At 72.1% G+C, this 22379-nt stretch carries 17 protein-coding genes; 11 read left to right on the forward strand and 6 right to left on the reverse strand.

Going from position 1 to position 22379, the window contains the following annotated elements:
• Positions 1–43 precede the first annotated feature (43 nt).
• Positions 44–1114, forward strand: a complete 1071-nt coding sequence (locus H5965_RS25915; RefSeq protein WP_310972848.1) for a LacI family DNA-binding transcriptional regulator — start codon at positions 44–46, stop codon at positions 1112–1114.
• A 176-nt stretch (positions 1115–1290) separates the two neighbouring features.
• Here H5965_RS25915 and H5965_RS25920 read toward each other — a convergent pair whose 3' ends face one another.
• From H5965_RS25920 to H5965_RS25935, 4 genes are read right to left on the reverse strand one after another with little or no spacing between them, the layout of a single operon-like run.
• Complete coding sequence (locus H5965_RS25920; protein ID WP_310972849.1) at positions 1291–4326, reverse strand: glycosyl hydrolase 115 family protein; 3036 nt, start codon at positions 4324–4326, stop codon at positions 1291–1293.
• Positions 4327–4341: 15 nt separating this feature from the next.
• On the reverse strand, positions 4342–5166 hold the full coding sequence (locus H5965_RS25925; RefSeq protein ID WP_310972850.1) for a carbohydrate ABC transporter permease: 825 nt from the start codon (positions 5164–5166) through the stop codon (positions 4342–4344).
• Entirely contained in the window at positions 5166–6137 is a 972-nt protein-coding gene (locus tag H5965_RS25930; RefSeq protein WP_310972851.1) for a sugar ABC transporter permease, read from the reverse strand. The genes H5965_RS25925 and H5965_RS25930 overlap by 1 nt, the downstream gene beginning before the upstream one ends.
• Complete coding sequence (locus H5965_RS25935) at positions 6134–7429, reverse strand: extracellular solute-binding protein (RefSeq protein WP_310972852.1); 1296 nt, start codon at positions 7427–7429, stop codon at positions 6134–6136. The genes H5965_RS25930 and H5965_RS25935 overlap by 4 nt, the downstream gene beginning before the upstream one ends.
• 135 nt (positions 7430–7564) lie before the next feature.
• Here H5965_RS25935 and H5965_RS25940 point away from each other — a divergent pair, with 135 nt between their 5' ends.
• From H5965_RS25940 to H5965_RS25965, 6 genes are all read left to right on the forward strand, one after another.
• Positions 7565–8575 carry a LacI family DNA-binding transcriptional regulator gene (locus H5965_RS25940; protein ID WP_310972853.1) on the forward strand — a complete coding sequence of 337 codons (1011 nt, stop codon included), beginning with the start codon at positions 7565–7567 and terminating at the stop codon, positions 8573–8575.
• A gap of 44 nt (positions 8576–8619) precedes the next feature.
• Positions 8620–10917 (forward strand): glycoside hydrolase family 3 N-terminal domain-containing protein, encoded by a 2298-nt coding sequence (locus H5965_RS25945; RefSeq protein ID WP_310972854.1) that lies wholly within the window; start codon positions 8620–8622, stop codon positions 10915–10917.
• Positions 10914–12143: an SGNH/GDSL hydrolase family protein gene (locus H5965_RS25950; protein WP_310972855.1), complete on the forward strand. Its 1230-nt coding sequence runs from the start codon at positions 10914–10916 to the stop codon at positions 12141–12143. The genes H5965_RS25945 and H5965_RS25950 overlap by 4 nt, the downstream gene beginning before the upstream one ends.
• Positions 12144–12365: 222 nt before the next feature.
• Positions 12366–13259, forward strand: a complete 894-nt coding sequence (locus tag H5965_RS25955) for an Asp23/Gls24 family envelope stress response protein (protein WP_310972856.1) — start codon at positions 12366–12368, stop codon at positions 13257–13259.
• Positions 13260–13643: 384 nt separating this feature from the next.
• Positions 13644–15476, forward strand: a complete 1833-nt coding sequence (locus H5965_RS25960) for a ThiF family adenylyltransferase (RefSeq protein WP_310972857.1) — start codon at positions 13644–13646, stop codon at positions 15474–15476.
• Positions 15473–16423: a ketoacyl-ACP synthase III gene (locus H5965_RS25965; protein ID WP_310972858.1), complete on the forward strand. Its 951-nt coding sequence runs from the start codon at positions 15473–15475 to the stop codon at positions 16421–16423. The genes H5965_RS25960 and H5965_RS25965 overlap by 4 nt, the downstream gene beginning before the upstream one ends.
• A gap of 39 nt (positions 16424–16462) precedes the next feature.
• Here the strand turns inward: H5965_RS25965 and H5965_RS25970 are convergent, their stop codons facing one another.
• A complete protein-coding gene (locus tag H5965_RS25970) occupies positions 16463–17011 on the reverse strand; it encodes a dihydrofolate reductase family protein (RefSeq protein ID WP_310972859.1) in 549 nt (182 codons plus the stop codon).
• Between the two features lie 77 nt (positions 17012–17088).
• Positions 17089–18660 carry a phosphoenolpyruvate--protein phosphotransferase gene (gene ptsP / locus H5965_RS25975; protein ID WP_310972860.1) on the reverse strand — a complete coding sequence of 524 codons (1572 nt, stop codon included), beginning with the start codon at positions 18658–18660 and terminating at the stop codon, positions 17089–17091.
• Between the two features lie 103 nt (positions 18661–18763).
• On the opposite strand from ptsP, the gene H5965_RS25980 reads away from it, so the two are divergent.
• The 4 genes from H5965_RS25980 to H5965_RS25995 are packed head-to-tail and all read left to right on the forward strand — an operon-like array spanning position 18764 to position 22369.
• Complete coding sequence (locus H5965_RS25980; RefSeq protein ID WP_310972861.1) at positions 18764–19525, forward strand: DeoR/GlpR family DNA-binding transcription regulator; 762 nt, start codon at positions 18764–18766, stop codon at positions 19523–19525.
• Entirely contained in the window at positions 19522–20466 is a 945-nt protein-coding gene (pfkB, locus tag H5965_RS25985) for a 1-phosphofructokinase (protein WP_310972862.1), read from the forward strand. Before H5965_RS25980 ends, pfkB begins: the two co-directional genes overlap by 4 nt.
• Entirely contained in the window at positions 20463–20921 is a 459-nt protein-coding gene (locus tag H5965_RS25990) for a fructose PTS transporter subunit IIA (RefSeq protein WP_310972863.1), read from the forward strand. The genes pfkB and H5965_RS25990 overlap by 4 nt, the downstream gene beginning before the upstream one ends.
• Entirely contained in the window at positions 20918–22369 is a 1452-nt protein-coding gene (locus H5965_RS25995; protein ID WP_310972864.1) for a fructose-specific PTS transporter subunit EIIC, read from the forward strand. Before H5965_RS25990 ends, H5965_RS25995 begins: the two co-directional genes overlap by 4 nt.
• Positions 22370–22379: the final 10 nt, after the last annotated feature.

The raw sequence follows: 22379 nt of genomic DNA on the forward strand, positions 1-22379 counted from the left end.
CCAACCGTTTCAAATCAGGTTTCGATGACCTAGAATCTCCTCCATGACAACGAAGTCTGACGAGCTCGAGCCGACCGAGTCCCGGGTGACCATCGCCCGGATCGCCGCCGAGACCGGTGTCTCCGTCCCGACAGTTTCGAAAGTGTTGAACGGGCGTCCCGACGTCGCCGAAAGCACGCGCGCCCGCGTCGAAGCCGTCATCGGGAAATACGGGTACCGGCGCCGTGCCGACGAACGTTCCCGCCGTTCCCGGCTCCTGGAACTGATGTTCCACGAACTCGAAAGCACCTGGGCTCTTGAAATCATCCGCGGCGTCGAGTGCGTCGCCCGCGAAAACGGAATGGCGGTCGTGCTGGCGGAATCGTCGGGCCGGCACACGCCCGGCCAGAGCTGGCTGGAGAGCGTCCTCGCCCGGCGGCCGGTCGGCATCGTCTCGGTGTGCTCGGACTTCACCGGCGGGCAGCTGGCGAAGCTCCGGGCCCGGGACATCCCGCTGGTCGTGGTCGACCCGGCCGGCGCGCCGGGGCCGGAGACGCCCTCGATCGGGGCGACGAACTGGCAGGGCGGGCTGACGGCCACCCGGCACCTGATCGACCTGGGGCACCGCCGGATCGCGATGATCGGCGGCCCGGAGGGGGTGCTGTGCAGCCGGGCCCGGATCGACGGGTACCGCACGGCACTGGAGACGGCCGGCCTGGCCTTCGACCCGGCGCTGGTGCGCCGCGGCGACTTCCACGTCCGGGCCGGTTACCGGGAACTGGCTTCACTGCTCACCCTCCCGGACCGGCCGACGGCGGTGTTCGCCGGCAGCGACCTGCAGGCCCTCGGCGTGTACGAGGCGGCGCGCGACGCGGGGCTGCGCATCCCGGACGACCTTTCCGTGGTGGGCTTCGACGACCTGCCGATCGCCCGCTGGCTGACCCCGGAGCTGACGACGGTCCGCCAGCCCCTGCAGGAGATGGCGGCGGCCGGCGCCCGGCTGGCGATTTCGCTGGCCCGCGGGGTCGATCCGGAAAGCCACCGCCTGGAGCTGGCGACCAGCCTGGTCGTCCGGCACAGCACGGCGGCGCCGGCCCACCGGGGTTACCGGGTGCTGACGGGCGGCGCGAGCTGACGATCGCGGCTGCTCCACGGCCGGCGGGCGCGGCGCCGGTCGATCAGCGGCTTCCGGGCCCCGGAACTGTCGGTGCCCACCGGTAGAGTGGAATTCGGGGGGCGCCCCCGGCGGGCGGGCGCTCGAGCGGGCGTCCGGCAGGCTTCCCCACCGGCGCGGACCCGGGCCACTCCCGCTCACCACGGCCACCGTGTGCTCTCCGGCGGCCCCAGGTAACTCGGCCTCAGCCCGCCGGTGTCGATCACCAGCTTCTGCAAGACCACCGCCGGGTCGACCATCCAGAACTTCAGCACGTGCGGGCCCGCTGCCGCGATCGTGTGGCGCGTCGAGGTCAGGTTCACGTTGTCCGAAGTGGTCCGTTCCCACTGCCGGTTCATGGACGTGTCGTCCGCGCCCGTGGCCGTCGTGATGTTGACGACCTGCGGTTCCGCGTCGTCGAACGACACCGCGTACCTCAGCCCGTCGCCTGGCAGCACGTTGCTGCGCGGGGACAGGTACGCCCACACCGTCACCGGCCCCGCCGTGAACAGCGTCGCCCGGTACTCCAGGCGCGGCCCCGTTCCCGGTGCGCGGCTCCCCGCCGTCACCGGGAACGGGGTCATCCCCGCGCCCGTCCGTCCGATGTCCGGGATGCGCCGCCAGGCGGCGTCCGCCGTCCCGACGGTGGCGCTGCAGTGCTCGGCCTCCATCGACACGTACCCGCCGGCCTCGACGAACCCGCGCCGCCACGACGGCGGCAGCGCCGGGTTGCGCACCACCGCGTCCACCACCACCGAACCGCCCGCGCCCGACACCGTGATCGGGACCGTCGTGGCGCCCTTCGGGGCCCGGGCCCAGTCGATCCGGACGGTCATCCGCAGCTCCTCGGTCACCCGGCCGCCGCGCGGCTCGATCAGCACCCACGGCGCTCCGGCGGAAACCGTGCAGCGGAACGGTTCCCGGCCGCGGTTGAAGACGTCGACGTACTGCGGCGGCGCACTCTGGTACGGGCTGAACTCCGGCAGCACCGGACGCCCGGGCGCACCGGGCCACGCCTGCTCGGAGCCGTCGACGGCGACCCCCAGCGACGCCGCCGACGGCAGGTCGAGGCGTTTCACCGCCGGGAAGATCACGTCCGGCAGGGCCACGTTGTCCTTCTCCGGCTGCTGCCACGGCGCGTTCGGCCCGTAGCGTTCGACGTCGCCGTAGTCGATGTGCGGCTGGGTCTGGAACCCCTGCCACTTCCCGCCCGCGATCCCGGTGTTGTACTTCTCCGCCAGCGCGAGGTCGTCGGCGAAGCGGGCCTCCGTGACGGCGGCGAGGCCGTTCGCCGAAGCGCGGCCCTGGGCGGCGTAGAGCAGGTTGGTGAATTCGGCGCGCCGCAGCGCGTACAGGTTCGCCGTCGCCTTCGTCGCGTAGAGCACCAGCTCGTAGAAGGCATCCCGGTAGGCCGCGGGCAGCCGCGCGGAGATCTTCTCGGCGCGGGCCGAGAGGTCCTGCCACTCCTGCGTGACCCGGTCCAGCTCGCGGTAGTTGACGCGGCTGAACGGCGTCATCTGGTCGTCGTAGGTGATCGTCCCGGCCGGGTCCACCGTGATCCGCCGGTTCAGCAGCTCCGGCTTGCGGCGGGACTGCAGGCGCCCGTAGTCGTGCAGCACCGCGGCGACATCCCCGGCCAGGGCCGGACCGAAGTTCTCCGACGCGAACGAACGCTCCCAGGTGGACAGTCGCTCGACCGGCAGCGAAGCGGGGTCCCAGGCGTAGTCGAGGAAGAACTGCAGCGGCAGCTCGTTGCCCTTCATGTCCCCGACGTTGGCCACCCACAGCCGGTCGTTGCCATAGGCGAACGCCTGGTGCAGCTGCTCCCAGGTGTTCGCCAGCAGCGCGGTGTCGACCCACTTGTAGTTGCGGCCGCCGCCGACGTAGTCGAAGTGGTAGTACAGCCCGTACCCGCCGGGGTGCGGCGGCAGCGACCGGTCGGGCATCTTGCGGATGTTGCCCCAGTTGTCGTCGGTGAACACGACGATGACGTCGTCCGGCGGGCGCAGGCCCTTCGCCCAGTACCGCTGGACTTCCTTGTAGAGCGTCCAGACCTGCGGGACGTCCGTCGAGAGCTCGCGGGCCAGGATCTCCCGCTCGGTGGCGATGATCTCGCGCATCAGCTCGATGCCGTCGCCGTCGGGCAGGCCGACGTCGCCGTTGCCGCGCATGCCGAGCGTGACGACGCCTTCGAAGTCCTCGCGGGCCATCCGGCGGATGCCGTCGGTCCAGTAGGCCTTGATCGCCTCGCCGTTGCGGCGGAAGCTCCACTCCCCCGTGCCGCCGTACGGGTCGTGGCCCGGCGTGGTGATGTTCCCGGCCGCGTCGCGGACCGCGGGCACCGCGTGCCGGTTCCACTCCTCGATCCCGCGCATCATCGGCGCCTCGTGCGAGGTGCCCATCACGATGCCGTACTCCTTGGCCGTCGCGTGGTTGAGCGGGTCGTCCTCGGCGAACGCCCGCCCCCACACCGCCGGCCACAGGTAGTTGGCCCGCAACCGAAGCATGGTCTCGAAGACCTTCGCGAAGAACAGGTGGTTGAAGCCGTTCGGGAACCCGGGCGCCTTGCCCGGGCCGAAGTAGGCCGGGGCCCAGGTGCCGAGCGCCGGGTTCTCGTCGTTGATGAAGAACCCGCGGTACTTCACGTGCGGGGTGCCGAGGCTGAACCGCTCGCCCGGCAGGTGCAGCTCCGCCTGCTTGCGCGGCGGCACGTCCGCCCACCAGTACCAGGGCGAGACGCCGATGCGCCGGGAAATCTCGTAGACGCCGTAGATCACGCCGCGCTGATCGCTGCCGGTGAGCACGAGCCGCCCGTCGACGACCTGGCTCAGCGACGTCTCCCACTTCCCGGCGATCCCGGTGACGTCGAGCTTGCCCGCCGCGACCAGGTCGTCGACCAGCGGGCTGTGCCCCAGCGTGCCGACCACGACGACCGGGCCGTGCGAGGGCACGACGTCGGCCGACACCGCGGGCCGCACGCCGGTCACTCGCTCGATGTCGGCGGCCAGGTCGCCCACCACCCGCCGCACGCCGGGGAGGTCGCCCGAGCCGACCACGATCGTCGCGGCCTTCCCCCGTGCCACCAACGGGAAGCCGGTCCCGGCCTCGGCGAGGCCCGGCACGGTGACGGACCCCGCCGCTCCGGCCACGGCGAGTAGTTGCAGGAAGGTACGGCGGTGTACCTCGGACGGCACGGCAGACCTCCTGAGTCAGCCCTTCACGGATCCGGTCAGCCCGCCGACGATGCGCCGTTCGGCGAGCACGAAGAACGCGAGCGCCGGGATCGCCGACAGGGCGGTGAACGCGAGCACCCTGGCGGTGTCCTGGGAGAACTGGGACTGGAACATCGCGACGCCGAGCGGGAGCGTGAAGTGCGCGGAGTCGTTGAACACCAGCAGCGGCAGCAGGTAGGCGTTCCAGCTGGTGACGAAGGCCAGCACGGCGACCGTGGTGAGCGCGGGCGTCGACAGCGGCAGCAGGATCCGCCAGAAGAACCCGAGCCTGGTGGCGCCGTCGAGCACGGCCGCGTCCTCGATCTCGCCCGGGATCGCGTGCATGAACGGCCGCAGGATCACGATCGTCACCGGCAGCGAGAACGCCGCCTCGGGGATCGCCACCCCCCAGAAGCTCTCGAGCATGCCCAGCTGGCGCAGCCACAGGTACAGCGGCAGCGTCGCCACCGTCAGCGGGAACAGCAGACCGATGGTGAACAGCGTGTACAGCGCCTCCCGGCCCTTGAACTGGTACCGCGACAAGGCGTACCCGGCCATCGACCCGAGCGCGACCGCGACCGCGGTCGCGATCACGGCGATCAGTGCGCTGTTGCCCAGGAACGTCCAGAACGCGCTCGAGCCCAGGACCGAGGCGTAGTTGTCGGTCACCCACGGGCCGGGCAGCCCGGCCGGGTCGGTGTTGATCTGGGCGTTGGTGCGGAACCCGCCGAGCACGACGAACAGCAGCGGCACGACCGTCACGCCGACGATGACGATCGCCGCGAGGTAGCCCATCGACAGGCCGAACTTGCCGGACCGCATCAGCCCACCATCCTGGTCAGGGCGCCCTGGGTGTCGCGGCGGAGCGCGAACCGCTGGTACAGCAGGGCGAACAGGAAGCAGATGACGAAGAGGATCACCGCCACCGCCGAACCGAACCCGAACTCGTAGCGTTTGAAGCCGTGGTCGATCAGGTAGGTCGCCATCGTCGTCGAGGCGTTCGCCGGACCGCCGGTGGTCATGATCCAGACGATGTCGAACAGTTGGAGCGAGCCGATCACCGACAGGAAGATCCAGATCCGGATGGTCGGGCCGAGCAGCGGCAGCACCACGTGCCGGGTCGTCTGCCACGCCGACGCGCCGTCGAGCGCCGCGGCTTCGCGCAGTTCGGCGGGCACGCCCTGCAGGCCGGCGAGCAGCAGGATGATGCCGAAGCCGATGTACTTCCAGGTGATCACCGCGAACAGCGTGTAGAGCACGATGCCCGGGTCGGCCAGCCAGTTGTGGATCAGCCCGCCGAGCCCGGCGCTCTTGAGCACCTGGTCGGCGAAGCTGTTCGGCTGCAGCATGAGCGACCAGATGACCGCGGTGATCGCCTCGGACAGCACGTAGGGGGCGAACACCAGGGCGCGCAGCACGGCGCGGCCCTTCAGCTTCCGGTTGAGCAGCATCGCCAGCCCGATCGACAGCGGCAGCTGCACCACGATCGACAACCCGGCGATGATCAGGTTGTGCACGATGGCGCTCTGGAACACCGTGCCGCTGAACGCGTCGGCGTAGTTGTCGAAGCCCACGAAGTCGTCGAGCGCGCCAAAGCCGTTCCACTTGAACAGGCTGTAGAAGGCGGCGATCCCAATCGGCACCAGGACGAACCCGATGAACACCAGCAGGGCCGGCCCGAGCAGCACCACCAGCTCCAGGCGCTTACCGAGGCCGGAGCGTTTCGCCCGGGCGCGGACCGCCGGCGCGGGCGGCCGCGCCGCCGCCCGCGCCGGAGTCGTCGCCGTGGTCACTTGTTGCCCGCCGCGGCCTGGTTGACGGCGGTCACGATGCCTTCCGGGGTGCCCTGGCCGGCGAACATGTTGGCCACCGCGTCGTTCAGCGCGGCACCGACCGCCGTCGGGAACGCCCGGTCGAAGTACATCTGCACGTACGGCGCCTTCGTGCCGTAGTCGTTGACCTGCCGGAGCACGTCGGTCTTCAGCGACTTCGCGGCCGCGGCGTTCACGGGCAGGCCGGTCCCCTTCGCGGCGAGCTCGGTCTGCACCGGCTCGCTGACCAGGTACTGCAGGAAGGCCGTGCAAGCCTTGTACGCGCGGGTCGTGCAAGCGAAACCGTCACCGCCGCCGAGCGCGGCCGCCGGGTCGCCCTGCCCGCCCGCCACGGTCGGGAACGGGAACCAGCCGAGCTTCGAGTCCAGGTCCTTGTCCTCGGTCAGGGATGACATCGTGCCGGGCTCCCAGTCGCCCTGCAGTTCCATCGCGGCCTTGCCGTTGGCGACGAGGCCGGCGGAGCTGCCCGCGCCCTGCTGGGCGGGTGTGCCGGCGAACCCGGTCTGGAACGGTTCGGTGGCCAGGAAGTTCTTGAGGTCCTGCCCGGCTTTCGTCCAGCACGGGTCCTCGAGCTTGACCGCCTTCACCGACTGCTGGAGCACCGCGGTCGAGCATTCGCGGATGGCGAAGTAGTTGAAGTAGAAGGCATCCGGCCAGCGGTCCTTGCCGCCGACGGAGATCGGCGCGATGTTCTTGGCCTTCAGCGCGGTGACGGCGGCGTTCAGCTCGTCCATGGTCTTCGGCGGGGTGGTGATCCCCGCTTGCTGGAACAGGTCCTTCCGGTACCAGAAGCCGACGAAGTGCTGCGTGAACGGCACACCGTACTGCTTGCCGTCGACCTGCCACTTCTCGCCGAACTTGCCGGTGGCCTGCTCGATCCACGACTTCGTGTCGTCGGTGATGTCGGCGACCTTGCCCGAAGTGATCTGCCCGGACAGGTCGCCCGCGCCCCAGGACTGGTAGATGTCCGGCGGCTCAGGTGACTGCAGAGCAAGGGGCACCTTCGTGTTGAAGTCCTCGTTCTGCAGCGGCTGGGCCTTGATCGTGACGTCGGGGTGCGCCTTCTGGTAGTCGGCGACGACCTGGGCCCAGACCGACTTGATCGGGTCGGTGGTGCCGTTGTGCCACCAGGTCAAGGTGACCGGGCCGCTCGGCTGAGCGGGGGCTTCGCTCCCCCCGCTGCACGCGGAGAGCGCCAGCGGGGCAATGGCCGCGAGGGCGGCGAGAACGGTGATCCGGCGTTTCACAAACATCGTGGGTCCACTCCTGACAGCTTCGGCCGAGTTGGACGGGGCGGCTTCCGCGCCCGGGTTGGCGAAGAGTCTGCTCCCGGGACAAATGCCGTGTCAATCGTTGTCGATAACGTTTTCTATGGCTAGTCTGAGCCGATGCAGCCCAGTTCCAGGGTGACCATCCGTGACGTCGCCGCCCGGGCCGGCGTCTCGGTGGCCACGGTTTCGAAGGTGATCAACGAGCGCTACGGCGTCTCCGCCGCGACGCTCGCGCGAGTCCGCGCCGTGATCGAAGAGCTCGGTTACGAAGCGAGCCTGGTGGCGCAGAGCCTGAGAAACCACCGGACGAACGTCATCGGCATCCTGGTCGCCGACCTCGAACCGTTCTCGACCGAGCTGCTCAAGGGAGCCGCGGACGCCATCCGCGGCAGCGGCTTCGAACTCGTCGTCTACTCCGCGGGCGGGCGCACCGGAGACCCGGTGGGCTGGGAGAAGCGCTACCTCTCCCGGCTGAGCGGCACCCTCGTCGACGGCGCCGTGCTGGTCACCCCCGCCGTCTCGCTGGAAGCCGTGCCGGGCACGCCGGTCGTCGCCGTCGACCCGCACACCGGGCCGTCGCACCTGCCGACCATCGACTCGGACAACCTGCGCGGCGCCCAGCTGGCCACCGAGCACCTCCTCGACCTGGGCCACCGGCGGATCGCGTTCCTCGCCGGCCGGCCCGACCTGCAGTCGGCCGAACTGCGGAAGACCGGGTACCTGCGGGCCCTGACGGCGGCGGGCATCACGCCGGACGAGGACCTGATCCGGATCGGCGCCTACGACCCGGAGATCTCCGCGGCCTCGGCGCACGCCCTGCTGACCGGCCCGGACCGGCCGACCGCGGTGTTCGCCGCGAACGACATCTCCGCCATCGCGACCGTGGGCGCGGCCCGCGAACTCGGGCTCGCCGTGCCCGACGACCTTTCCGTGGTGGGCTTCGACAACGTGCCCGAGTCGGCGCTCTGCAGCCCGCCACTGACCACAGTGGACCAGCCGATCCGCGAGATGGGGCACCGGGCCATCCGGATGCTCATCGCGCTGATCAACGGCGACGAGGTCGAGCGGACCCACGTCACGCTCGACACCGGCCTGGTGGTGCGGCACTCCACCCGCGCCCTCCCCTGAACCTCCTCTTCCTCACTCCTCCCCAGACGAAGGGCGGACCAGCCTTGACCACGCAGCCCACCACGGCCGGAGAGCCGTGGCGCGACCCCGCGGCCGACCCGGGCGAACGCGTCCGCGCCCTGATGGCCCGGATGACCCTGCGCGAGAAGCTCGCCCAGCTCTACGGGGTCTGGGTCGGCATCGACTCCGGCGGCGAAATGGCGCCGCACCAGCACGACTTCGTCGACGCGGCGGTCGACCTCGACGACCTGGTCCGGCACGGCATCGGGCAGCTGACCCGCGCGTTCGGCACCCGGCCGGTCGACCCGGTGATCGGCGCGCACAGCCTCGCGCGCACCCAGCGGCAGATCGTCACCAGCAGCCGGTTCGGCATTCCCGCGGTGGTGCACGAAGAGTGCTTGACCGGGCTGGCCGCGTGGCAGGCGACGATCTTCCCCGCCCCGCTGTCGTGGGGCGCGACCTTCGACCCGGACCTGATCCGCCGGATGGCGGAGAAGATCGGGCGGACCATGCGGGAGATCGGGGTGCACCAAGGTCTCGCGCCGGTCCTCGACGTGGCCCGTGACCTGCGCTGGGGGCGGGTCGAGGAGACCATCGGCGAGGACCCCTACCTGGTCGGGACGATCGGCAGCGCGTACGTCGCCGGGCTCGAATCGGCCGGCATCGTCGCCACGCTGAAGCACTTCGTCGGGTACTCCGCCTCGCGCGCCGGGCGCAACCTGGCCCCGGTTTCGGCCGGCCCGCGCGAAATCGCCGACGTCCTGCTCCCGCCGTTCGAACAGGCCCTGCGGGCCGGCGCCCGGTCGGTGATGAACACCTACACCGACGTCGACGGCGTGCCGGGGGCCGCCGACCCGGCCCTGCTGACCGAGCTGCTGCGGGACACCTACGGCTTCGACGGCACGGTGGTCGCCGACTACTTCTCGGTGGCGTTCCTGCACCGCCTGCACGGTGTCGCGGCCGACCGCGCCGACGCCGCCCGGCAGGCGCTCACCGCGGGCATCGACGTCGAGCTGCCGACCATGGACTGCTACGGCGAGCCGCTGCTCGCCGCGGTGGAAGGGGGCGCGGTCGATGTCGCCGCCGTCGACCGCGCCCTCGAACGCGTGCTGCGCCAGAAGTGCGAACTCGGCCTGCTCGACGCGGACTGGGCACCCGAGGTCCCCGAGGAGATCGACCTCGACGACGCCGAATCGCGGGCGCTGGCCCGCGAGGTCGCCGAGCGGTCCATCGTGCTGCTGCACAACGACGGCACCCTTCCGCTTTCCCCCGGCACCCGCGTCGCCGTGGTCGGGCCGCGCGCGGACACCCCCGGCGCGATGCTCGGCTGCTACTCGTTCCCGCTGCACGTCGGCGTCCACCACCCCGACGTCCCGTTCGGGGTCTCGGTGCCGACCGTGCTCGAGGCGCTGAGCTCCACCTACGACGTGACCTACGCACTGGGCTGCCCGGTCACCGGTGGCGACGACGACGGGATCGCGCAGGCCGTGGCCGCGTGCGAGGACGCGGCGGTGTGCGTGGCCGTGCTGGGCGACCGCGCCGGGCTGTTCGGCGGCGGGACGTCCGGCGAAGGCTGCGACGCGGCGGACCTGCGGCTGCCGGGCCGCCAGGAGGAACTCCTGGACGCGCTGCTCGACACGGGCAAGCCGGTGGTCGTCGTGCTGCTCTCGGGCCGGCCGTACGAACTGTCCCGCCAGCTGCCGCGGCTGGCCGCGGTCGTCTGCGGCTTCTACCCCGGCGAAGAAGGCGCGGGCGCGCTGGCCGACGTCCTCAGCGGCCGGCTCGACCCGGCCGGCCGGCTGCCGGTGAGCTTCCCCGCGGCCGGGGCGAGCCAGCCCTCGACCTACCTGGCCGCGCCGCTCGGCCGGCGCAGCGAGGTGTCCACAGTGGATCCTTCGCCGCTGTTCCCGTTCGGGCACGGGCTGTCCTACGCACCGGTGACCTGGCTCGACGTCAGCGCGACGGGCTCGCTGTGGCCGACCGACGGCGTCTGCCGGGTCCGGGTGACGCTGCGCAACGAGCACGGGCGCGAGGCCTCCGAAGTCGTCCAGGTCTACCTGCACGACCCGGTGGCCGAGGTGGCCCGGCCGGAGCGCCAGCTCATCGCGGCCCGCCGGGTTTCCCTGCCCCCGGGCGAAACCTGTGTCCTGGAGATCGCCCTGCACGCCGACCTGACGTCCTACACCGGCCGCGCGCGGCAGCGCCAGGTCGACCCCGGCGATGTCGAGCTGCGGGTGGGCACGTCGAGCGAGCAGATCGTCACGACCCTGCACTGCACGCTGACCGGGGCACGCCGCGTCGTCGGCGCGGACCGGGTCCTGACCCCGGAGTTCTCGTTGTGAAACGTCCTTTGGTGATCTTCTGCCTGGCCGTGCTCACCGTGCTCTTCGTCGGCGCTTCCGGCCGCCCGGCACCGTCGGGCTGGGTGGCGACGTGGACGTCGATGCCCCAGCTGACCGAGCCGGGCAACCTGCCGCCGGCGCCCTTCACCGGCACCGACCGCGTGCTCGACAACGCATCCCTGCGCGAGACGGCGCAGGTGACGGTGGGCGGCCCGCGGATCCGGCTGCGGTTCTCCAACGCCTTCGGCGGGGCGCCGCTGCCGCTGACCGCGGTGTCGGTGGCGCGCCCGGTCGCCGGCGCGGCGGGCGTCTCCTCCGTGGTGCCGGGCAGCGTCCTCCCGGTGACCTTCCACGGCAAGCCGTCGACCACGGTGCCGCAGGGCGCGCAGGTCGTGTCGGACCCGCTGCCGTTCCCGGTGCGGTCGCTGGAGAACATCGCGGTGACGGCGTACCTGGCGCACGGCCAGGCCTCGACGTCGATCACCTCGCACCCGGGCTCGCGCACGACGTCGTACCTCCTTTCCGGCAACCACGTCTCCGACCTCGAACTGCCGGGCGCGACCCCGGTCGACCACTGGTACTTCCTCAGCGGCATCGAGGTGCTGTCCCCGGCGTCCGCGGTGGCGGTGATCGGCGACTCGATCTCCGACGGCCGCGGCTCGACGACCAACGGCAACGACCGCTGGCCGAACGTCCTCGCCGCGCGCCTGCACGGGGTGTCCGTGGTGAACCAGGCAGCGGGCGGCAACCGCGTCCTGCAGGACGGCCTCGGCCCGAACGTGCTGGCCCGCCTCGACCGCGATCTGCTGTCCACCAGCGGGGTTTCCTGGGCCATCGTGTTCGAGGGCGTCAACGACATCGGCACGGCCACCCCGGCGGCCGCCGCCGACGTGGCGGCGCAGCTGATCGACGCCTACGACCAGATCCTCGTCCGCGCCCACGCCCAGGACATCCGGGTGTACGGCGCGACGATCACGCCGTTCGGCGGCAACACCGGCTACGACGACCCGGCCCGGGAAGAAGCCCGTCAGCGCGTGAACGCGTGGATCCGCCAGCCGGGCCACTTCGACGCGCTGCTGGACTTCGACAAGGTGGCCCGCGACCCGGCGAAGCCGTCCCAGCTGCTGCCCGCCTACGACGTCGGCGACCACCTGCACCTCAACCCGGCGGGCTACCAGGCCCTCGGTTCCAGCGTTCCGGCCGGCCTTTTCCGGAATGACCGGTAGAAATGGTCAAGGGCCAAAAAGAAGACAATTCCAGGACGTGATTCCCGCCGCGTGATCACCGACCGCCGAACGCGGCCTGACGGACGGTGATCGGCCGGATATCTGTTGGGACACAAGCGAGTCTCGAAGACGGGGGCCCGTGACGCACGTCACGGGCCGTCCCCTAACATGTCGCCCGTCTGCTGTCCCCACAGGTAGTCGTCGCTCCCGGAAAGGGAAAACATGTCCGACGTCATCAACAGCATCTTCGGCCGCCCCAAGAACGAAACCGCCGGCGCGGGCGGGTACTCCTACGGCACGGTCGAGCCCGCCCCGGAGGTCGCCGAGGCGCCCGCCGAAAGCGCTCCCGAGACCGACGAGGCGACGGTCGTCGAGGAGGCGGATTCCGCAGCCGAGAACGAAACCGCCGCGGAAACCGCCGAAGACGAAGCCGCCGACAGCGACCAGGCCGAGTCCGCCGAGGAGTCCGAAGCCGACGCGGCCGAGGCCGACGAGAGCGACGAGGACGTCACCGGGACCGACGAGGAGGCGGCCGCCGAGGACACCGAAGGGGATGACACCGACTCGGACGCGGTCGAGGACACGGTCGAGGACGCCGCCGAAGCCGAGCCGGTCACGGAGACCGAGCCGGTGGCCGAGACCGTTGCGGCTGAGCCGGTTTCGGAGACCGTTGCAGCTGAGCCGGTTTCGGAGACTGTTGTAGTCGAGCCGGTGGCCGAGACCGTCGAGGCCGAGCCGGTGGCCGAAACCGAGCCGGTGGCCGAAGCCGCCCCGGCCACGCCGGCCGCCGAGACCGAAGCGGCCGCGGCCCGGCCCGCCGCGGGCAGCCGCGGCAGCACCACGATCGCCGACGGCGTCGTCGGCAAGATCGTCGTGCGGATCGCCGCGCAGACCGAAGGCGTGCACAGCGTCGCCGAGGACGGCATCACGGTCGAGCTCGCCGACGACGTCGCCTGGGTCACCATCCCCGTGGTGGTCGAGTTCGGCCACGCGGTCAAGGCGCTGGGCGAGCAGATCCGCGTCGCGGTGATCGACGCGGTCGAGCAGTACCTGGGCCTCGACGTCGAGGTCGTCGACGTCCACGTCACCGACATCCACTTCCCCGAAGCGGACTGATCCCCCGCGGTGCTCGGTCCCGGACGCGGGACCGGGCACCCGGAGCGGCCGCCCGTCTCCCCCGCCGGGGTGAAGCGTTCCGATCACGCCGCCCCGGGGACTCCGGCGTTCCTCCGCCCGATTGCGTACGGGCATCACGCTGCCACTCGTTCGTGTGGGTCACCGCGGCCGCGCTTCACCGGAAGCGGGCTCCGTGGTCACGCGAAGTCGATCTTCCCGGCTCGGTAAAGGTTTTCCCGGCCCCTGCCGCCGTTATCGGACCGGTACCCCCGGGCGCTGTTACCGTTCCGCCGCCCTGGTCGGCGTCCCCACCCACGCCTCGGCCAGGGCCTCTCCCGGGCGGCTTTCCGTTGCCGTCCGGCACTTCCGGAGAAAAGGCGACAGTTGACCCCGCTGAACCACCCCGGCGCGCCCGCGCCGGAAACGCCCGACTGGCACGTCACCGCGTTCCGCGCACCGCAGCCGGGCGAAGACGGCCACCCGCTGCTCGACGCCGTCCGCGCGCTGCGTGCCCGCATCCTGTTCGACCACGGCCGCCGTCCGGCGTTCCTCCGCCCGGACGGCACCCACACCGACGACCAGGAGCTGGACTTCGGCGCCTGGCACTTCATCGCGCGGCGCAGCCCCGGCGGCCCGCCGCTGGGGTACATCCGCCTGTCCACACCGGACTCGGGCGTGCTGTTCCAGTCCCGAGGCTTCCTCGGCGACGAGCGCTACGAGGAACTCCTGGCGGCCGAGGGCTTCGCCGCCGGGGAGGTGTTCGAGCACAGCAGGCTCGTCGTCGAGCACCGCGCCCGCAAGCTCGGTCTCGGTCTCCACCTCAACGCGCTGGCGATCGGCGCGGCCCACCACCTGGGCGCCCGGGCGATGATCGGCACCTCCGGCACGAAGGACGGCCAGGACCGGTTCCACGAACGGTTCGGGTTCCGGCCCGTCACCGGCACCCGCCGGTACGTCCCGCAGTACACCGAAGACGTCGTGATCATGCTGCACCGCGTCGCCGACGGCGGCGGGCGGCACCACGACCTGGTCACCCGGCTGCGCGACGAATTCCCGGTCATCGCGGCGGCGGGCGCGGCCCCGCTGCTGCCGGCGCCGCCGGTGCGCCGCGGGGCACCGGTCACCGCGTCCGGCACCGCCTCGCCCGACCGGAAGACGTACCGGCCGGTCCTGCACACCGCCGCCGACGCCGGGGCGCTGCTCGCGTCCGGGAACGTCCGCGAACTGCACGACACGATCGACGACCAGCTCACCGAGCTGGTCCGCAGCCGCGAACCGGCGTGCCGCGACAGCGGCGAAATCGAACGGAAGAAGCGGGAGCAGCTGGACGGCGCGCCGCTGTGGGAGTACGGCACGTGGGCGTGGTACCCGTGGTCGGGGCGGCTGGTGCACGTCCTGCCGCGCGAGGAGTTCCGGCTGGTCCGCACCGACCGCAACCGGGGCCGCATCGAACGGCCCGACCAGCGGCGGCTGTTCGGCAAGCGGATCGGCCTCATCGGCCTGTCGGTCGGCAACAGCGCGGCGCTGACGTTGGCGCTCGAAGGCATCGGCGGGGCGTTCCGGCTCGCCGACTTCGACGACTTCGGCTTGTCCAACCTGAACCGGTTGCGCGGCGGGGTGCACGAACTCGGCGTCAACAAGGCGGTGCTGTCGGCCCGGCAGCTGGCCGAGGTCGACCCGTACCTCGACGTCGAAATCGAACCGGCCGGGCTGACCCCGGAGACCATCGAGCGGTTCTTCGCCGGTGGTCTCGACCTCCTCGTCGAGGAGTGCGACACGCCGTGGGTGAAGGTCGCGGCCCGCGAGTACGCACGCGACCTCGGCATCCCGGTCGTGATGGACTGCAACGACCGCGGCATGCTCGACGTCGAGCGCTTCGACCACGAGCCCGACCGGCCCCTGCTGCACGGACTGCTCGGCGACGTGAAGTCGGTCGATCTGCTGGACCTGGCGCCGGCGGCCAGGACCGAGCTGATCCTGGCCATGGTGGACGCGGGCCGGATCAGCCCGGAGCTGGCGGCGTCGTTCGGCGAACTGGGCCGCACGCTGAGCAGCTGGCCCCAGCTCGCGTCCGGGGTGGCCCTCGGCGGCGCGTTGTGCGGCGAGGCCGCCCGCCGAATCCTGCTCGGCCTGCCGTGCGAGTCCGGCCGCTTCTACACCGATCTCGAACAGCAGCTGCACCCGTCGCGCAACGTCTACGCGGGCGGGACGGCGTGAGCGCGCTGGCCGTTCCGCTGGCGATCACGGGCACCGGCGTGCACCTGCCGCCGGAGATCGTCACCAACGCCGAACTGACGGCGACGCTGGACACCTCGGACGAGTGGATCGTCGGCCGCACCGGGATCCGGACCCGCCGCCGCCTGGCCGCGGACCGCACGACCTCGGACATGTGCGCGGCCGCCGCCCGCCCGGCGCTCATGGCGGCCGGCGTCTCCGCCCGCGACGTCGATGCGGTCATCGTCGGGACGTACACCTCCGACCAGCCGTTGCCCTCGACGGCGCTCATCGTCAAGGAGCTGCTGGGCGCCGACCGGGCCCTCGCCCTCGACGTCACCCAGGCGGCGTGCGCCAACGGGGTCCAGGCCCTGTTCCTGGCCGCGCACCTGCTGCAGACCTCGGCGGCCCGCACGGTCCTGGTGGTGGCGGCGGACTGCGCGTCCCGCGTGACGGACCCGGCGGACCGCACGACGAGGGTGTTCTTCGGCGACGCGGCGGGAGCGGCGGTCCTCACCCGGGCCGCCCCGGGCGCCGGCCTGCTGGGCTGGGACTTCGGCGCGGAACTGTCCTACGACGTGGAGATCCCGGCGCCCGGCGCCTACCTGAAGATGAACGGCCGGGCGGTGTGGGACACGGCGACGCGCTGCCTGCCGGACAGCATCCTGCGCGCGCTGGACGACGCGCACGTGCCGGTGGACGAGGTCACGCACTTCTTCCTGCACCAGGCGAACCTGAACATCCTGAAGGCGGCGCTGGACAAGCTGGGCGTGTCCCGGTCCCGTGCCCCGATCACGGTGGACAGCCTGGGCAACACGGGATCGGCGGGGGTGTTCACGGCCCTGCACGCCCGGTTCGCCACGGGCGAGGTGCGTCCGGGCGACACGTACGTGGTGTCGTCCATCGGCGCCGGCTTCCAGTGGGGCACGTTGTGCTTCCGCCACGGCTGAGCTGAGGGTGGCTCCGGCTCCGCGCCGGAGCCACCCGCGTCACCGGACCCGGTAGCGCAGGTGGAGCACATCCTGGTCTTCGAGGCGCCGGACGAGCTCGAGTTCCGCCTTGGTGCCGTCGAACAACCGCCGTCCCTCGCCGAGGAGCACCGGGACGACGTGGAGTTCCAGCTCGTCCAGCAAACCCGCGGCCAGCAACGCCTGCGCGGCCCCCGCGCCGTGCACCATCACCGCGCGATCGCCCGCCGCGGTGCGGGCTTCCTCCGCCGCGGCGGTGACGTCGGTGAAGAACCGCGCGCTGCCCGGTGGGGTGTCGGCGGGATCGATGTGGTGGGTCAGCACGTGGATCGGCACCCCGTCGTGGTGGTCGCCGCCCCACCGGCCGGCCAGCTCGAAGGTCCGGCGGCCGGAGATGAGCGCGCCGGTCGCCAGGGCCTCCCGGTAGATCTGCGCGCTGGCGCCGTCCCCGTGCCGGTGGTCCAGCCAGTCGAACAGCCGGCCACCACCGCGCCCCAGCTCCTGACCGGGCCGATCATCCGGCCCGGCCACGAAGCCGTCGAGGGACATGGTCATGTAGAGGCGGATCATCGGGAACTCCTCGGGTCGGTTGCACTACCGACGCGTCGAACGAGCCCCGTCCGGATCGACAGCCCTCCGACCTTGAGCTAAACCGCCGCAGCTTCGGCCCGGCAAGTCTCGAGGTCCACCTCGCGCAACGCCGCGCCCACGCCCGCCAGGGCCACCGCGTTCATCGACAGCGACGTCACGCCCAGCCCCACCAGTACCGGCGCCAGCGTCGGGTCCGCCGCCGCTTCGCCGCACACCCCGACCGGTTTGCCCGCCTCCGCTCCGGCCCGCGCGACCATTCCCACCAGGCGCAGCAACGCCGGCTGGTGCGGGTCGTTCAACGCCGCCACCGCGCCCAGCTGGCGGTCCGCCGCGAACACGTACTGGGCCAGGTCGTTCGTTCCCAGCGAGACGAAGTCGACCTCCGCGAGAATCTCCTGCGCGCACAACGCCGCCGCCGGGATCTCGATCATCACGCCCACCCGGGTGATCCCCGCCGCGCGGGCGCGCGTGGCGAACCACGCCGCCTCCGCCGCCGTGGCCACCATCGGGGCCATCACCGACAGTTCCACCCCTGTGTCCCCGGCCGCCGCCGCGATCGCTGACAGCTGGCGGTCCAGCAGGTCCGGGCGGTCGAAGGCCACGCGCAGGCCGCGGACACCCAATGCCGGGTTGGGTTCCTCGCCCATCGGCAGGAACGCCAGCGGCTTGTCGGACCCCGCGTCCAGCGTGCGGACGACGACCGGCTGGCCCGCGAACGGGGCCAGCACCGCCGCGTACGCCGCCCGCTGCTCGGCCTCCGTCGGCTCGGAAGCCGCGGTGAGGTAACAGAATTCGGTGCGGAACAGCCCGACACCCTCGGCGCCGGCCGCGGCCGCAGCCGAGGCGTCCGCCGCCGAGCCCACGTTGGCCAGCAGCTTGACGCGGTGGCCGTCGGCGAGGCGGCCGATGCCGTCCCACTCCGGGCGGGACGTCCGGGCCGGCGCCCGGACCGTGCCGTCCGACGGCGTCACCGTGCCCGCCGTCCCGTCGACCGCGAGGCCCGGACTGTCCAGCTCCAGCACTCCGGCGCACGCCACCACGGCGGGAATGCCCAGCGCCCGGGCCAGGATCGCGGTGTGGCTCGTCGGGCCGCCTTCCGCCGTCACCAGCGCCAGGACCAGGTCCGGGTCGAGGCCGGCCGTGTCGGCCGGGGCGAGGTCGCGGGCCACCAGGACGCTCGGCGACGTCAGGTCGGGCACGCCGGGCGGGGCCACGCCGAGCAGGGCCGCGATGATCCGGTCTCGGACGTCGGCGACGTCCCGGGCGCGTTCGGCCAGGTAGCCGCCCGCGGCCTGCAGCGCCGTCATGAACTCCCCCGCCGCTTCCCACACGGCCCGCGTCGCCGGAAGTGAGCGTGTGCGGACGAGCTTCTCGGCGGACGCGGTCAACGCCGGGTCGGCGGCCATCGCGGCCGTCGTTTCCAGCACCGATCGGGCATCTCCGGACACGGAACGGGCACGATCGGACAACGCGGCCGCCACCGAAGCCGCTGCCTGCCCGATCTTGCCCGCTTCGGCTTCGAGATCCGCCGGAGCGGGTGTGGAAGCGGGTTCGGGCAGGTCAGCGGCCACGAGGACGCGCGGGCCGTCGACCCGGCCAGGGCTCACTCCGACTCCGGACAGCGGCATTGCAGGACCTCCAGAAGCAAAGGATTTCGTAACTGGGGATTGACAGTACGGTAACAACGGGCACAATCAAACGGTAACGGGCAAACATCGGAGAGGAACGGGCATGTACGCCGCCGAACGGCATCAGCTCCTGGCGCAACGCGCACGACGTGACGGCCGCGTCGACGTCGGTGACGTCGCCGCCGAACTCGGTGTCGCCCCCGAGACCATCCGCCGCGACCTCGGCGTCCTCGAACGCCAGGGCGTGGTCCGCCGCGTCTACGGCGGCGCGGTCGCGGTCGAGCGGCTCGACTTCGAACCCGAGGTCGCGCAGCGGGACCAGACCAACGCCGCGGAAAAGGACGCGATCGCCCGGGCCGCACTCGACCTGGTGCCCGACCGCGGCTCCATCCTGCTCGACGCGGGCACCACCACCAGCAGGCTCGCGACGCTGCTGCCGGCCGACCGCGAGCTGACGGTGATCACCAACTCGATCCCGGTCGCCTCGATCCTCGCCACCCGCCCGGGCATCACGCTGCACATCCTGGGCGGCCGGGTCCGCGGGACCACGCTCGCGGCGGTCGAAGCCTGGACGCTGCGCGCGCTCGAAGGCCTGCTCGTCGACGTCGCTTTCCTCGGCGCCAACGGCTTTTCCGCCGAGCACGGCTGCACGACGCCGGACATGGCCGAGTCCGCCGTGAAGGCCGCCGTCGTCGCCGCGGCACGCAAGCGGGTGCTGCTGGCCGACCACAGCAAGTACGGCACCGACCAGCTCAGCCGGTTCGCGCGGCTGGCCGAGATCGACGTGCTGGTCACCGACAGCGGCATCGACGCCGGCGCGGTGGCCGAACTCGAAGAAGCGGGCCCGGAGGTGGTGCTGGCGTGATCGTCACCGTCACCCCCAACCCCAGCCTCGACCGGACGTTGCGGCTGACCGGCCTGCACCGCGGCGAAGTCAACCGGGCCGAAGCCGTCCGGCTCGACCCCGGCGGCAAAGGCGTGAACGTCGCCCGCGCGCTGGCCGCCGCCGGGACCCCGACCGTCGCGCTGCTGCCCGCCGGCGGCCCGGTCGGCGAGCGGCTGTCCGACCTGCTCGCCCCCGAAGGCGTCCCGGTCGTCGCCGTGCCGATCGCCGGGTCGACCCGGAGCAACATCACGCTCGTCGAGGCCGACGGGACCACGACCAAGATCAACGAGCCGGGCCCGGAGTTCTCCCCCGCCGAGCTCGCCACCCTCGAACGCCGCGCCGTCGAGCTGGCCGCGCGCGGCGAATGGCTGGTCTGCTGCGGAAGCCTCCCGGCCGGTGTGCCCGACGACTTGTACGCGCGGCTGACGAAGCTCGCCCGCGAAGCCGGGGCGAAGGTCGCCGTCGACTCCTCCGGCGCGTCACTCGCCGCCGCCTGCGCGAGCGGCCCGGACCTGCTCAAGCCGAACCTCGACGAGCTGATCGAGCTCGCCGGCCGCCCGCTGCCGCTGCTCGGCGACGTCGTCACCTTCTGCCGGGAGCTGATCTCCGGCGGCGTCGGCCGCGTGCTGGTCAGCCTGGGCGCGCGCGGCGCGGTGCTCGTCGAGGAGTCCGCGACGCACCACGCGCTCGGCCCGCTGGTGGCCGTGCGCAGCACCGTCGGCGCCGGAGACGCCGCACTCGCCGGGTTCCTCCACGCGGGAGGAACCGGCCCCCAAGCCCTGCGGACCGCGGTCGCCTACGGCACCGCCGCGGTCACGCAGGAGGGCAGCCGCATGCCCACGCCGGAGGACGTGCACCCCGATCTGGTGCGCGTGCTCGACGCCGATCCCACCTTCACCCTCAGCGGAGCCGCCGCATGACCACCCCAGACCTGATCACCGCCGACCTGGTCGACCTCGGCCTGGCCGCGACCGACTCCCACGGAGCCGTCCGCGCGCTCGCCGAGCGGCTCGTCTCCGCCGGGCGGGTGACCGACCTCGACCTGTTCCTCGAGGACGTCGCCGCCCGCGAGGCGCAGATGGCCACCGGGCTCGAAGGCGGCATCGGCATCCCGCACTGCCGCTCGACCGCGGTCACCGCGCCGACGCTCGGTTTCGGCCGCAGCGACGCGGGCATCGACTTCGGCGCGCCGGACGGCCCGGCGAAGCTGATCTTCCTCATCGCCGCGCCGGAAGGCGGCGGCAGCGACCACCTCAAGGTCCTGGCCGCCCTCGCCCGGCGGCTCGTCCGGGCGGAGTTCAAGCAGCACCTGCTGGACGCCACCGACGCCGCGGCCGTCGCCGGCTACATCCGCCAGGAGGTGTCCCCCTCGTGAAGTTCGTCGCCATCACCGCCTGTCCCACCGGGATCGCCCACACCTACATGGCGGCCGAGTCCCTGGAGCAGACCGCCAAGGCCAACGGCGACGAGATCGTCGTCGAGACGCAGGGTTCGGCCGGGTCCGAGCCGTTGTCCGCCGAAGACATCGCGAGCGCGGACGCCGTCATCTTCGCCGCGGACCTCGCGGTGCAGGGCCGGGACCGGTTCGCCGGGAAGCCGATCGTCGAGGCGCCGGTCAAGGCCGCGATCAACGACGCGGCCGGGCTGTTCGAGCGCGCCAAGGCCGCGGCCCGGGAGCCCGCGCCCGCCACGCCGGCCGCCCCGGAACTGACCTCGAAGGTCGGCGCGAACGACAAGGCCGGGACCAAGGTCCGGCAGTGGCTGATGACCGGTGTCAGCTACCTGATCCCGTTCGTCGCCGCGGGTGGCCTGCTGATCGCGCTGAGCTTCGCCCTGGGTGGCTACAAGATCGTCGACGCGCCGAAGGTCACCGAGCACTTCGACGCGGGGTCGGTGGCCGGCTGGGCCGCGCTGATGTTCCAGATCGGCAGTGCCGCGTTCGACTTCCTGGTGCCGGTGCTGGCCGGGTTCATCGCGTTCGCGATGGCCGACCGCCCGGCGATCGCCCCCGGTTTCGTGGGCGGCGCGATCGCCGTCACCGTGGGTGCCGGGTTTCTCGGCGGCCTGGTCGCCGGTCTGCTGGCCGGCGGTGTGGTGCTGGCGCTGAAGAAGATCCAGGTGCCGAAGGCGATGCGCGGGATCATGCCGGTGGTCGTCTACCCGCTGCTCGGGTCCATTGTGGTCGGTGTGCTGATGTACGTCGTGGTCGGCAAGCCGATGGCGGCCGCGACGAGCGGGCTGACGAACTGGCTCAACAGCCTCAGCGGGGCCAGCGCCCTGCTGCTGGGCGCGCTGCTGGGCCTGATGATGGCGTTCGACATGGGCGGCCCGGTCAACAAGGCGGCGTACACCTTCGCCGTCGGCGGCCTGACCACCGGTGCCACGGGCTCGTTGCAGATCATGGCCGCGGTGATGGCGGCCGGCATGGTGCCGCCGCTGGCGCTCGCACTGGCCTCGACGGTCCGCAAGAAGCTGTTCACCGAGGCCGAACGCGAGAACGGCCGCGCGGCCTGGCTGCTCGGGGCGTCGTTCATCACCGAGGGCGCGATCCCGTTCGCCGCGGCGGACCCGTTCCGCGTGATCCCCTCGATCATGCTCGGTTCGGCGGTCACGGGTTCGCTGTCGATGGCCTTCGGAGCGACGCTGCGCGCCCCGCACGGCGGGATCTTCGTGCTCCCGCTGATCGGCAACCCGCTGCTGTTCCTGGTGGCGCTGATCGCCGGGACGCTGGTCGCGGCGGGGTCGGTGATCGCGCTGAAGCAGGTCCGATTCCGTGCTGTGGAACGTTCCGCCGCTGTGTCCGGTCAGCCCGTCAACGCGTGAAGGAGTCCAC

It is taken from the genome of Amycolatopsis sp. 505 (assembly GCF_031625235.1).
GTDB lineage: Bacteria > Actinomycetota > Actinomycetes > Mycobacteriales > Pseudonocardiaceae > Amycolatopsis.

Excerpts from the sequence above, each read along its gene's own strand:
- H5965_RS25915 (WP_310972848.1), top strand. The coding sequence starts at position 44 with ATGACAACGAAGTCTGACGAGCTCGAGCCGACCGAGTCCCGGGTGACC.
- H5965_RS25925 (WP_310972850.1), bottom strand. The coding sequence starts at position 5,166 with ATGCGGTCCGGCAAGTTCGGCCTGTCGATGGGCTACCTCGCGGCGATC.
- H5965_RS25935 (WP_310972852.1), bottom strand. The coding sequence starts at position 7,429 with ATGTTTGTGAAACGCCGGATCACCGTTCTCGCCGCCCTCGCGGCCATT.
- H5965_RS25940 (WP_310972853.1), top strand. The coding sequence starts at position 7,565 with ATGCAGCCCAGTTCCAGGGTGACCATCCGTGACGTCGCCGCCCGGGCC.
- H5965_RS25955 (WP_310972856.1), top strand. The coding sequence starts at position 12,366 with ATGTCCGACGTCATCAACAGCATCTTCGGCCGCCCCAAGAACGAAACC.
- H5965_RS25970 (WP_310972859.1), bottom strand. The coding sequence starts at position 17,011 with ATGATCCGCCTCTACATGACCATGTCCCTCGACGGCTTCGTGGCCGGG.
- ptsP (WP_310972860.1), bottom strand. The coding sequence starts at position 18,660 with ATGCCGCTGTCCGGAGTCGGAGTGAGCCCTGGCCGGGTCGACGGCCCG.
- H5965_RS25980 (WP_310972861.1), top strand. The coding sequence starts at position 18,764 with ATGTACGCCGCCGAACGGCATCAGCTCCTGGCGCAACGCGCACGACGT.
- H5965_RS25990 (WP_310972863.1), top strand. The coding sequence starts at position 20,463 with ATGACCACCCCAGACCTGATCACCGCCGACCTGGTCGACCTCGGCCTG.